This is a genomic window from Pseudomonas sp. P7758 (assembly GCF_013386485.1).
Classification (GTDB): domain Bacteria; phylum Pseudomonadota; class Gammaproteobacteria; order Pseudomonadales; family Pseudomonadaceae; genus Aquipseudomonas.
This window is the reverse complement of sequence record NZ_JACARS010000011.1, coordinates 111,721-124,273: the sequence shown is the minus strand read 5'-3', so window position 1 is coordinate 124,273 and position 12,553 is coordinate 111,721. Positions and strand designations below refer to the sequence as shown.

Genomic DNA, 12,553 nt, shown 5'->3' with positions numbered 1-12,553 from the left:
TTACTCCTTGGCGTCTTCAGGCGTGGCGGATTCCGGGTGCTGATTGTCTTCAGCCACGGCCCGCTCGATCAGTGCCGACAGGTGCGCGCCACGCACGACACTTTCGTCGTAGTGGAAGTGCAACTGAGGAACGCTGCGCAGCTTCATTTCACGGGCCAACTGCATACGCAGGAAACCTGCGGCGGAGTTGAGCACCTTGATGCTTTGCGCGATTTCTTCGCTGTTGTCCTGGCCCATCACGGTGATGAAGATCTTGGCGTGACCAACGTCACGGCTGACTTCAACGGCGGTGATGGTGACCAGGCCAACACGTGGGTCTTTTACTTCACGACGGATCAGCTGTGCCAGCTCACGCTGCATCTGATCGCCGATACGTTGGGTACGGCTGTATTCTTTTGCCATGTCTTGTTACCTGTTGCTGCCACACGGTGAAACCCGTGGGGTCTGAAAGCGGCAAACGCCCGGCCTGACAAAAGCCAGACCGGGCGTTGCGTTTAGAGTCCGGACACAGCGCCAGGCATTTGCATGCCCGGGCGCTGCGTGGCCCTTGAAGTACGCGAGTTAGAGGCTGCGAGCAACCTGGACCTTCTCGTAGACTTCGATCTTGTCACCCGCCTTGACGTCGTTGTAGCTCTTGACGCCAATACCGCATTCCATGCCGGCACGTACTTCGGAAGCGTCATCCTTGAAGCGGCGCAGGGATTCCAGCTCGCCTTCGAAGATAACGATGTCTTCACGCAGTACACGGATTGGACGGTTACGGTGCACAACACCTTCGATAACCATGCAACCGGCGATCGCGCCGAATTTCGGCGAGCGGAACACGTCACGCACCTCGGCCACACCCAGGATGTTCTCCCGGACGTCGCTGCCAAGCATGCCGGTGAGGGCTTTCTTGACGTCTTCGATGATGTCGTAGATGACGTTGTAGTAACGCATGTCCAGGCCTTCCTGCTCGACGATCTTCCGTGCGCCAGCATCGGCACGCACGTTGAAGCCGAACAGTACAGCGTTGGAGGCCAGCGCCAGGTTGGCATCGGATTCGGTGATACCACCGACACCGCCGCCGACCACACGCACTTGCACTTCGTCGTTACCCAGGCCATTCAAGGCGCCGTTCAACGCTTCGAGGGAACCACGAACGTCAGATTTGAGGACGATGTTAAGCGTCTTCTTCTCTGCCTGGCCCATGTTCTCGAAGATGTTTTCCAGCTTGCCGGCGTGAGCACGGGCCAGCTTGACTTCGCGGAACTTGCCTTGACGGAACAGAGCCACTTCACGGGCTTTCTTCTCGTCCGACAGCACGCTCATCTCGTCGCCAGCGTCCGGGGTACCGTCCAGGCCGAGGATCTCGACAGGGATGGAAGGACCGGCTTCCTTGATTGGCTTGCCGTTCTCGTCGAGCATGGCACGTACACGGCCATAGTTCGAACCGACCAGGACCATGTCGCCTTGGCGCAGGGTACCGTCTTGAACCAGAACGGTTGCAACCGGGCCACGACCCTTGTCGAGACGCGATTCAACCACAACACCACGACCCGGGGCCGATGGAGTTGCTTTCAGTTCAAGAACTTCGGCTTGCAGCAGGACAGCTTCGAGCAGTTCGTCTACACCGGTACCGACTTTCGCCGAAACCGAAACGAATGGCGTATCACCGCCCCACTCTTCGGAAGTCACGCCGTGAACCGACAGTTCGCTACGGATGCGATCGAGATCGGCGCCCGGCTTGTCGATTTTGTTCACTGCAACAACCAGAGGAACACCAGCGGCTTTAGCGTGCTGGACAGCTTCAATGGTCTGCGGCATTACGCCGTCGTCCGCTGCAACTACCAGGATCACGATGTCAGTCGCCTTGGCACCACGGGCACGCATGGCGGTAAACGCGGCGTGACCAGGGGTGTCGAGGAAGGTGACCATGCCGCGTTCGGTTTCAACGTGGTATGCACCGATGTGCTGGGTGATGCCGCCGGCTTCGCCTGCAGCTACCTTGGCACGACGGATATAGTCGAGCAGCGAGGTCTTACCATGGTCAACGTGGCCCATTACGGTCACGACTGGCGCACGGGAGAACGTCTCGCCTTCAAACTTCAGGGACTCGGCCAGGGAATCTTCCAGGGCGGTGTCGCTGACCAGGGTCACTTTGTGGCCCAGCTCTTCAGCAACCAGTTGGGCAGTTTCCTGGTCCAGTACCTGGTTGATGGTCGCTGGGGTACCCAGTTTGAACATGAACTTGATGATTTCAGCAGCCTTGACCGACATCTGATTGGCGAGGTCGCCAACAGTGATAGTCTCGCCGATCTGCACATCACGCACGACAGGGCCGGTTGGGCTCTGGAAACCGTGGGCGTTGCGCTTCTTCAGCTTGGCCTTGCCGCGACCACCGCGACGGAAGCTGTCGCTTTCTTCGTCGGTAGTACGTGGGGCAACGCGTGGCGCTGGCGCCTTCTCTTTGACCGAAGCACGATGTGGAGCGTTTTTGCGCTCACCATCGCCACTGCCACGACGATTGTTATCGTCGGCACGTGGTTTGTCCGGGCGGCGAGGTTCTTCGCGCTTGCGAGCGTCGGCTGCAGGAGCTGGCGCGGCGGCAACCGGAGCGGCCTCACGAACAGCTTCAACAGGCGCGCTAGGTGCAGCAACGGCCTCAGTGTTAGCAGGTTGCGCAGCAGCAGGCTGGCGACGCGCTTCTTCTTCGGCGCGACGCTTGGCTTCTTCTTCAGCCTTCTGACGAGCAGCATTTTCTACTGCGCGACGTTCTTCCAGTTCGCGTTTGCGCTCGGCTTCGATTTCTTCCGGGCTGCGCTGTACGAAGACTTTCTTCTTGCGTACTTCAACGCTGATGCTCTTGCTGCCAGCAACACGCAGGGTGCTGGTGGTTTTGCGCTGCAATGTAATCTTGCGCGGTTCTTCCACTTTCGCCTTGTGGCTGCTCTTCAAGTGAGTCAGCAAAGACTGCTTCTCACTATCGCTCACACCTTCGTCGGCGGCGGTGTGCGGCAGACCTGCCTCACGCATCTGCTGCAACAGGCGCTCTACCGGTGTTTTGACCTCATCGGCCAGTTGTTTCACCGTGACTTGCGTCATGCACTTCTCTCCTCAGGCCGCGCCTAATTACTCGAACCAATGGGCTCGGGCGGCCATGATCAACTTGCCGGCACGATCATCGTCAATGCCGTCGATGTCGAGCAGGTCGTCAATAGACTGCTCGGCCAGGTCTTCGCGGGTAATTACGCCGCGCACCGCCAGTTCCATCGCCAAATCCTTGTCCATACCCTCAAGCGAGAGCAGGTCTTCGGCCGGATGGGCGTCTGCCAGCTTTTCCTCAGTAGCGATGGCTTTAGTCAACAAACGATCCTTGGCCCGAGCGCGAAGCTCGTTGACGGTGTCTTCGTCAAAGCCGTCGATGTTGAGCATTTCTTCCAACGGTACGTAGGCAATCTCTTCCAGGCTGGTGAAGCCTTCATCTACCAGCACCTGTGCCAGGTCTTCGTCGACTTCCAGCTCGTCGATGAAGTTGCGCAGGATGTCACCGGTTTCTGCTTGCTGCTTAGCCTGGATGTCCGATTCGGTCATCACGTTCAGGGTCCAGCCGGTCAACTGGCTGGCCAAACGTACGTTCTGACCACCGCGACCGATGGCCTGAGCCAGATTGTCTGCGCCAACGGCGATGTCCATTGCATGGGCATCCTCGTCAACGATAATTGCCGCCACTTCAGCAGGCGACATTGCGTTGATCACGAACTGCGCAGGGTTATCGTCCCACAGGACGATGTCCACACGCTCACCGCCCAATTCGCCCGACACTGCCTGGACGCGCGAACCGCGCATACCAATGCAAGCGCCTTGCGGGTCGATGCGTTTGTCCTTGGAGCGGACCGCGATCTTGGCGCGTGAACCCGGATCGCGGGACGCAGCCATGACTTCGATCAGGCCTTCGGCAATTTCCGGCACTTCGATGCGGAACAGCTCGATCAGCATTTCCGGCGCGGTACGCGACAGGATCAACTGAGGGCCGCGGTTCTCGGTGCGGATTTCCTTGAGCAGCGCACGCAAGCGCACGCCAACCCGGAAAGTTTCGCGGGAAATGATGTCTTCGCGGGCCAGCAACGCTTCAGCGTTGTTACCCAGGTCGACGATCACGTTGTCGCGAGTGACTTTTTTCACGGTGCCGGAGATGATTTCCCCCAGGCGCTCGCGATAAGCGTCAACGACTTGAGCGCGCTCGGCTTCGCGGACCTTCTGCACGATGACTTGCTTGGCAGTCTGTGCAGCGATGCGGCCGAACTCGATGGATTCGATCTTTTCTTCGACGACATCACCGACCTGGGCGCCCGGATGCGTTTCAGCAACCTTGCTCGGCCAGGTTTCGATGGCCGGATCATCAAGATCGGCTTCTTCGACGACCGTCCAGCGACGGAAAGTCTCGTAGGCACCGGTGTGGCGGTTGATTTCCACACGCAGATCAACTTCGTCTTCAAAACGCTTTTTGGTAGCAGTGGCCAGGGCCAGCTCCAGCGCTTCAAAAATCACGTTTGCCGGTACGCCCTTTTCATTGGATACCGACTCAACAACCAGCAGTACTTCTTTGCTCATCGTACGCCTCGCCTTTCGCAAGCCATTGGATCCGCGGGATCCGCGTCTCAGTCAAAACTGGGAATAATGTTGGCCTTGTCGATCATATCGATCGGCAACAGGAACTCATGGTCTTCTACCTGCACCACGACGTCCTGCTCTTCTACACCGCGCAGAAGGCCCTGAAAGTTGCGTCGCCCTTCAAAGGGAGAGCGCAGCTTGATCTTCACTTGTTCACCGGCAAATTTTGCAAACTGATCAATAGTGAACAGTGGGCGTTCCATGCCAGGCGAGGAAACTTCGAGGGTGTATTCAACGGAGATCGGATCTTCAACATCCAGGACACCGCTGATCTGACGGCTGACAATGGCACAATCGTCCACCAGCACGCCGCCCTCTTTATCGATATAAACGCGCAACATTGAGTGGCGACCTTGAGCCGAAAACTCAATACCCCAGCATTCATAGCCTAGGGCCACGACCACCGGGGCCAACAAGGCCTGCAACTCTTCTAGCTTGCTCGACACCTGAACCCCCTCGTGCATGTATGTGCATGCTGTGCAAAATAAAAAAATGGGCGAAACGCCCATCCTTGAAACGCCGTCGAACAGCGGCGTTGAAAGTGTCCAGCTAACAAAAAGCCCCTTAAAAGGGGCTCCGCTAAAACTGGTTGCGGGGGCCGGATTTGAACCGACGACCTTCGGGTTATGAGCCCGACGAGCTACCAGACTGCTCCACCCCGCGACAAAGCTGGGGCGGAAGTATACGACCGATCCCTTACAGGGTCAATGTAACCTTCCACCTACAAGAAAGCCCGCAACAGCGGGCTCTCCTGATAATTGGTACCGAGAAGGGGACTCGAACCCCTACACCCTATGGGCACAACCACCTCAAGGTTGCGTGTCTACCAATTCCACCACCTCGGCAATACAGCGATTACAACCTTCTTACTTCTGCTCTTGAGCTGGAGGTACGTCAGTCGCTGGAGTAGCCGACTTTTGCTCTTGAAGCACCGGGACATCATCAGAAGCCGGTTTTGCTTTTGGTACTTCCAACACTGCTGGGTTTGGGAGACCTACTTGAGTCAGCACATGAGCTTTCTCTTTAGCAAAGTAACCTAACCCCAAGCTGGTTATGAAGAAACCGGCGGCAAGTATAGCAGTAAACTTACTAAGAAAGGTAGAGGAACCTTGGCTTCCGAACACAGTATTTGAAGCACCTGCCCCGAAAGACGCACCAGCGTCCGCACCTTTACCCTGCTGCAGCAAAACCAGAGCAACTACGCCCAGTGCACCCAGCAGATGAAAAACAACGATGACTGTTTCCAGCATTTTTTCAGTTTCCCGCGGCGCGACAAATCGCACCGAACTCATCTGCATTCAGGGAAGCTCCACCAATGAGCCCCCCATCGATATCCGGCATGCCGAACAGTTCGACCGCATTGGCCGCCTTCACGCTGCCGCCGTATAGAAGCCGCACACCTCGTGCGACCTCAGAATTCTCTGCCGCCAACTGCGCGCGGATGGCTGCGTGCACATCCTGCGCCTGTTGCGGCGAAGCAGTCAGCCCGGTGCCAATGGCCCAGACCGGCTCGTAAGCAATTACTGCATTTGCAAAGGCACCGACTCCCAGCTCCTCGATGATGCTGCCCAGCTGACGCCCGACAACCTCAAGAGTTTTACCGGACTCACGCTGCTCAAGGGTCTCCCCTATGCACAACACCGGAACCAAGCCGCAAGCCTGTGCCGCCGCGAATTTGCGATTGAGTGTCCCATCACGCTCGCCCATGATCTGGCGGCGCTCGGAGTGCCCAACAAGCACCAGGGAACAACCCGCATCAACCAGCTGACTCGGTGCAATCTCACCGGTCAACGCACCTTGCATGGATTCCACCGCAGAGTTCTGCGCGCCGACCTGGATCGACTTGCCTTTCAAGCCATCAATCACTTGATTGATATACAAGCAAGGCGGGAATACCGCGACATCAACACCGCTAGGCAAGGCCAAATGACGAAGGCCATTGATCAGCTCAGCGACACTGGCGCGGGTACCGTGCATCTTCCAGTTACCAGCTACCATAGTGCGACGCATGCTGTACCTCGTCGGTCAAAGTGGGCGCAGATGTTACCCAACCACATCATCACTGGCAAGCCGAATTCAGGCGCAAACTTCAGTTACCAGTTTTGCCAGCTCTTCGGCATAGCCGCGAACCTGTGTTTCGTCCTCGCCCTCGACCATTACACGCACCAAAGGCTCGGTACCCGACTTGCGCAGCAAGACCCGGCCACGCCCCGCCATGGCGGCAGTCACGCGCTCGCTGGCCTCTTTGACAGCCGGATGCTCGATAGGGTTGTCACCGCCTGCAAAGCGCACGTTGAGCAGCACTTGCGGGCACTTGCGCAACGCCTGCCGCGCCTGGGCCAGGCTTTCTTCACGGCGACGCAGCGCCAGCAGCACCTGCAGCGCCGCAATGATCGCATCCCCGGTAGTCGTGTGCTGGAAGCAGACGATATGACCGGAATTTTCGCCACCCACCTGCCAATTACGCTCCAGCAGGTCGGCAATCACGTAGCGGTCACCGACATTGGCGCGCACAAACGGGATCCCCAGATCTGCCAGGGCCAGCTCCAGGCCAAGATTGCTCATCAAGGTACCGACGACGCCGCCTTGCAGCTTGTTACGCTCATGCAGGTCACGGGCGATGATGAACAACAGGTCGTCGCCATCGACGATCGCGCCAGTGTGGTCGACCATCAATACGCGGTCGCCATCACCATCGAACGCGATGCCCAAGTCGGCATGCTCAGCCAGGACAGCCGCCTGCAACTGCCCCATGTGGGTTGAGCCGCAGTTGTCGTTGATGTTCAGGCCGTTCGGCTGCGCCGACAGTACAGTAACGTCTGCGCCAAGCTCCTTGAACACACTCGGTGCGACTTTGTACGTCGCGCCGTGGGCGCAGTCGATGACGACCTTCAACCCGGCAAAATTGGTGCTGCTAGGCACGCTGCTTTTGCAGAATTCGATGTAACGGCCGGAAGCGTCGTTAATCCGCGATACCTTGCCCAGCTTGCTCGATTCGACGACGGTCATCGGCGCATCCAGCAACTCTTCGATCATGTGCTCGATCTCATCCGGCAGCTTGGTGCCCTGGCCTGAGAAGAACTTGATGCCGTTGTCATCGTGGGGATTGTGCGAAGCGCTGATCACGATACCGGCTTCAGCATGAAAGGTACGCGTCAGGTAAGCGATCGCTGGCGTAGGCATCGGCCCCAACAGCATCACATCAGCGCCGGCAGCAGACAGACCTGCCTCCAGCGCAGACTCAAACATATAACCCGAGATACGCGTGTCCTTACCCACCAGGATACGGCAGGCCCCCATGCTGCGGAACGCCATGCCGGCGGCCCAGCCCAGCTTGAGCATGAAATCGGGAGTAATCGGGAATTCGCCGACCCGACCGCGAATGCCATCGGTGCCAAAATACTTTTTAGTCATAAGTGCTCCATCATTCTTATTCGGCTGATTCAACCGCTGCGATCATCCGCACTACATCTATCGTCTCGGCCACGTCATGCACGCGCAAGATGCGCGCACCCTTGACCACGGCAAGTGCCGCAAGTGCCAGGCCGCCATGCAGCCGCTCACCCACCGGACGATTCAACGCCAGACCTATCATGCTCTTGCGCGAAACCCCGACCAACAAGGGGCGACCAAGGGCATGCAGGGATTCCATATGCTTGAACAGGCTTAAATTGTGCTGCAAGGTCTTGGCAAAGCCAAATCCCGGGTCGAGGATTATCCGCTCGGGAGCAATCCCCACCGCCGCGCATTGAGCCATGCGCTCGGCAAGAAAACCTTTCACTTCACCGACCAGATTGTCGTAATGCGGGTCGTCCTGCATCGTGCCCGGCTCGCCAAGCATATGCATCAGGCAAACCGGCAGCCCCGTCGCGGCGGCCGCATCCAGAGCGCCATCGCGCTGCAAAGAGCGCACATCGTTGATCAACCCTGCACCCAGCCGCGCAGTTTCGCGCATAACGGCAGGGGTCGAGGTGTCGACAGAGATGATGACGTCCAGCTCTTGATGGATGCGCTCGACAATCGGAGCAACCCGTTCCAGCTCCTCCAGGGGAGAAACTGCGCGCGCACCGGGCCGGGTTGATTCGCCACCGACGTCAATCAGAGTCGCACCGGCAGCCACCATCGCTTCCGCATGGCGCAACGCAGCATCAAGCTGACTGAAGCGACCACCATCGGAAAAGGAATCAGGGGTTACATTAAGAATGCCCATAACGTGTGTATGGGCCAAATCAAGAACCCGGCTGCCGCAAGGCAACCGGGTCGAGGACAACGCAGAAGTCATTTCAAACCTTAATGGTCAGCAGCCGGGCCGCCGATCGGGGCTTCAGGGCGTTCGTTCTGTACCACTGGCGGCGTGCCCGAAGTACCCGAACCACCTTCCCAATCGCGAGGCTCGCGAGGCGTACGACCGGCCATGATGTCGTCAATCTGCTCGGCATCAATGGTCTCGTACTTCATCAGGGCATCAGCCATGGCGTCGAGCTTGTCGCGGTTGTCGGTGAGGATCTGCTTGGCCGTGCCGTAGCACTGGTCAATGATGCTGCGCACCTCGGAGTCGATCAGCTTGGCTGTCTCGCCGGAGAAGCTGGCAGCTTGACCACCACCACCGCGACCCAGGAATACTTCGCCTTCTTCCTCGGCATACATCAAAGGACCGAGTTTCTCCGACAGACCCCACTTGGTCACCATGTTCCGCGCAATCTGGCTGGCACGCATGATGTCGTTGGAGGCACCGGTGGTAACACCGTCGAAGCCAAGGGTCATCTCTTCGGCGATCCGGCCGCCATACAGCGAGCAGATCTGGCTGATCAAGGCACGCTTGGAGAGGCTGTAGCGATCCTCTTCCGGCAGGAACATGGTGACGCCCAGCGCCCGGCCACGAGGAATGATCGATACCTTGTAGACTGGGTCATGCTCAGGCACAACGCGGCCAACAATGGCGTGACCGGCTTCATGATAAGCGGTGTTCTGCTTCTCTTTCTCGGACATGACCATGGATTTGCGCTCTGCGCCCATCATGATCTTGTCTTTCGCCAGCTCGAACTCCTTCATTTCAACGATGCGCTTGCCGGTACGGGCGGCAAACAGCGACGCCTCGTTCACCAGGTTGGCAAGGTCGGCACCGGAGAAGCCTGGAGTACCACGGGCAATCACGGCCGGAGCCACGTCGTCGCCCATTGGCACTTTGCGCATGTGTACTTTCAGGATCTGCTCACGACCGCGGATGTCTGGCAAACCGACAACGACCTGACGGTCAAAACGGCCCGGACGCAGCAGCGCAGGGTCGAGTACGTCTGGACGGTTGGTTGCGGCGATTACGATGATGCCGTCGTTCATTTCGAAACCGTCCATCTCAACCAGCAACTGGTTAAGAGTCTGCTCACGCTCATCATGACCGCCACCCATGCCGGCGCCACGATGGCGACCAACGGCGTCGATTTCATCGATGAAGATGATGCAAGGCGCGTGTTTCTTGGCCTGTTCGAACATGTCGCGAACACGGCTGGCACCGACACCGACGAACATTTCGACGAAATCGGAACCGGAAATGGTGAAGAAAGGTACTTTGGCTTCGCCGGCAATGGCCTTGGCCAACAGGGTTTTACCGGTACCTGGCGGGCCAACCATCAGCACACCGCGAGGAATACGGCCACCCAGGCGCTGGAACTTGCCCGGATCGCGCAGGAACTCAACCAGTTCGCCCACTTCTTCCTTGGCTTCGTCGCAACCGGCAACGTCAGCCAGGGTAGTTTTCACCTGGTCTTCGGAGAGCAGGCGTGCCTTGCTCTTGCCGAAGCTCATCGGCCCGCCCTTGCCTCCCGCACCACCTTGCATCTGGCGCATGAAGAACATGAACACGGCGATAATCACCAGTATCGGGAAGCTGGCCACCAGGAGCTGGGTCCAGATGCTCTGCTGCTCAGGCTGCTTGCCTTCGACAACCACGTGGTTATCCACCAGGTCGCCGATCAGGCCATTGTCCTGGATTGCCGGACGGATGGTCTTGAAGCTGTCGCCATCGTTGCGCTTGCCGGTAATCACGTAGCCATCAACTGCTACGCGCTCGACCTTGCCATCCTTAACTTGCTGGATGAAGTCGGAATAGTTGAGGGTCTGCGGCTCGTTAGGGCTGGAGAAGTTGTTCATCACCGTCACGAGGACAGCCGCGATGATCAACCACAGGATCAGATTCTTTGCCATATCGTTCAATTAACTACCCTCTGAAGCAAGCTCCGCTACTGGCGCGTGCTTCGCATGATATTCACCGGCCTAACTTACTACATTACCTACAACTCTGGCAGGCGCCGTCTGTAACCCTTTGTGAAACTTTGACTACACAATATTCGTAAAGCTTCGTGACGAAAGCGATATAAAAAAACCTATCGCCTCCGTCAAATTTCTCAAAAACGCTCTTCACTGGCAGCGCCTTCAATGCCACGGAAGCCGCGACCCAGCAAATACTGCTCGCGAGACCTGTCCCGGGAAGAGTCAGGCTTGCGTGTCTGTACCTTGTCGAACAGTTTGCGGATGTTCTTGTGATACTCGTCGAAGCCTTCACCCTGGAAGACCTTGACCAGGAAGTCACCACCCGGACGCAGTACCCGTCCTGCCAGGTCCAGTGCCAATTCGCACAGGAACATGGCTCGCGGCATATCAACAGCCGGTAATCCACTCATATTGGGGGCCATATCGGAAATCACAAGGTCTACCTGCGAATTTCCGACGGCCTCAAGGATCTGTGCCAGCACTTCATCCTGGGTAAAATCGCCGTGAACAAAGGTCACGTCAGGGATGCTGTCCATTTCCAGGATGTCGGAAGCGATCAAACGACCTTGTCCACCAATCAGACGACTGGTCACCTGGGACCAGCCACCCGGGGCGGCACCCAGGTCGATAACGCTCATGCCAGGACGGATCAACTTGTCCTTTTCCTGGATCTCCAGCAGTTTGTAGCTGGCCCGGGAACGGTAGCCATCCTTTTGCGCCATTTTGACGTAAGGGTCGTTGAAATGCTCTTGCAGCCACTTAAGGCTAGTTTTGGAACGGGCCACGGGCCACCTCGAAAATAAAACGGGTCGTGATTAACTGGGCGGTCCCGGACTCGCTCGGGTAAACTGGCCGCCGCTTTTTACAAGATCAGACGCAGGGGTCAGATTATGCCGCTCACTCAAGAGCAGAAGAAACAGTACAAATCCATTGGCCACCATCTGAAACCAGTTTTGATTGTGGCTGACAACGGTTTGACTGAAGGTGTGTTAGCCGAACTTGAACGCGCATTGAGCGATCACGAGCTAATCAAGATCAAGGTCAGCATCCTTGATCGCGAGGCGCGCCTGGCAGCTATTGCAGAACTGTGCAAGGCTGGCAAAGCGGACCTGGTTCAGGTCATCGGCAAGATGGCGCTGCTGTATCGCAAGAACTTCAGCGCCAACAAGCAACTGTCGAACGTACACCGCTTCAAGTGAAACAAGGGTCACGGGCGTGCTTCGCACGCCCTGCCACTCCATCCTGGCGCCGGCTGTACAACCAGCACCAACCCGGAAAACCCTAGCACAAGATAGCTGAACAGCTGCCAGCGCAACGCCTCCGGCAGAAAGATGCGCACCACGCAAAACATTGCGCACGCATACAGCGCCATCAACAGCAGTTGCCCGCGAATATCCCGCCACAGACTCCCCAAGCCTTCGGCCTTGATCAGCACCAGCGCCTGAAGCGTCACGCACGCCGCTGCAAAACCTACCAGCAACGCGCTTAATAATCCGCTGACCTCATCGATCAGCAACGGTGCCAGGCCAATCAGGCCCAGCGCCGGCAGCACACCAATATGTAACAGCCATAGGCCGCCAACCCAAAGCATCTGGGCAAACTGCCAAAGCATGGCGCCCGCACGAAGCGGGCG

At 57.7% G+C, this 12,553-nt stretch carries 12 protein-coding genes and 2 tRNA genes; 1 reads left to right on the top strand and 13 read right to left on the bottom strand.

Annotated features, from left to right (window positions below; translation table 11 throughout):
- The 12 genes from rbfA to rlmE all read right to left on the bottom strand — a co-directional run bounded on the left by rbfA (nt 1) and on the right by rlmE (nt 11,705).
- Nucleotides 1-402: a 30S ribosome-binding factor RbfA gene (gene rbfA, locus HX873_RS02620; protein WP_003212184.1), complete on the bottom strand. Its 402-nt coding sequence runs from the start codon at nt 400-402 to the stop codon at nt 1-3.
- Nucleotides 403-561: 159 nt separating this feature from the next.
- Complete coding sequence (infB, locus tag HX873_RS02615; protein ID WP_003212186.1) at nt 562-3,084, bottom strand: translation initiation factor IF-2; 2,523 nt, start codon at nt 3,082-3,084, stop codon at nt 562-564.
- 27 nt (nt 3,085-3,111) lie between these two features.
- Complete coding sequence (gene nusA / locus HX873_RS02610; protein WP_003212187.1) at nt 3,112-4,593, bottom strand: transcription termination factor NusA; 1,482 nt, start codon at nt 4,591-4,593, stop codon at nt 3,112-3,114.
- 47 nt (nt 4,594-4,640) lie between these two features.
- Complete coding sequence (gene rimP / locus HX873_RS02605) at nt 4,641-5,099, bottom strand: ribosome maturation factor RimP (protein ID WP_003235029.1); 459 nt, start codon at nt 5,097-5,099, stop codon at nt 4,641-4,643.
- Between the two features lie 140 nt (nt 5,100-5,239).
- Nucleotides 5,240-5,316, bottom strand: a tRNA-Met gene (locus HX873_RS02600).
- A gap of 96 nt (nt 5,317-5,412) precedes the next feature.
- Nucleotides 5,413-5,498, bottom strand: a tRNA-Leu gene (locus HX873_RS02595).
- Nucleotides 5,499-5,519: 21 nt separating this feature from the next.
- Entirely contained in the window at nt 5,520-5,903 is a 384-nt protein-coding gene (gene secG / locus HX873_RS02590) for a preprotein translocase subunit SecG (RefSeq protein ID WP_026078118.1), read from the bottom strand.
- Between the two features lie 4 nt (nt 5,904-5,907).
- Entirely contained in the window at nt 5,908-6,663 is a 756-nt protein-coding gene (gene tpiA / locus HX873_RS02585; protein WP_003212194.1) for a triose-phosphate isomerase, read from the bottom strand.
- A gap of 66 nt (nt 6,664-6,729) precedes the next feature.
- On the bottom strand, nt 6,730-8,067 hold the full coding sequence (gene glmM / locus HX873_RS02580) for a phosphoglucosamine mutase (protein ID WP_003212196.1): 1,338 nt from the start codon (nt 8,065-8,067) through the stop codon (nt 6,730-6,732).
- Nucleotides 8,068-8,083: 16 nt separating this feature from the next.
- Entirely contained in the window at nt 8,084-8,935 is an 852-nt protein-coding gene (gene folP, locus HX873_RS02575; RefSeq protein WP_087693399.1) for a dihydropteroate synthase, read from the bottom strand.
- An 8-nt stretch (nt 8,936-8,943) separates the two neighbouring features.
- The gene (gene ftsH, locus HX873_RS02570; protein WP_008436840.1) at nt 8,944-10,854 is read right to left on the bottom strand and encodes an ATP-dependent zinc metalloprotease FtsH; all 1,911 of its coding nucleotides are present in this window, start codon (nt 10,852-10,854) and stop codon (nt 8,944-8,946) included.
- 200 nt (nt 10,855-11,054) lie between these two features.
- A complete protein-coding gene (gene rlmE, locus HX873_RS02565; RefSeq protein WP_003212203.1) occupies nt 11,055-11,705 on the bottom strand; it encodes a 23S rRNA (uridine(2552)-2'-O)-methyltransferase RlmE in 651 nt (216 codons plus the stop codon).
- Nucleotides 11,706-11,810: 105 nt separating this feature from the next.
- Here rlmE and yhbY point away from each other — a divergent pair, with 105 nt between their 5' ends.
- A complete protein-coding gene (gene yhbY / locus HX873_RS02560; protein WP_087693400.1) occupies nt 11,811-12,119 on the top strand; it encodes a ribosome assembly RNA-binding protein YhbY in 309 nt (102 codons plus the stop codon).
- A gap of 8 nt (nt 12,120-12,127) precedes the next feature.
- On the opposite strand, the gene HX873_RS02555 is transcribed toward yhbY, so the two are convergent.
- Entirely contained in the window at nt 12,128-12,532 is a 405-nt protein-coding gene (locus HX873_RS02555; RefSeq protein WP_003212207.1) for a hypothetical protein, read from the bottom strand.
- Nucleotides 12,533-12,553: the final 21 nt, after the last annotated feature.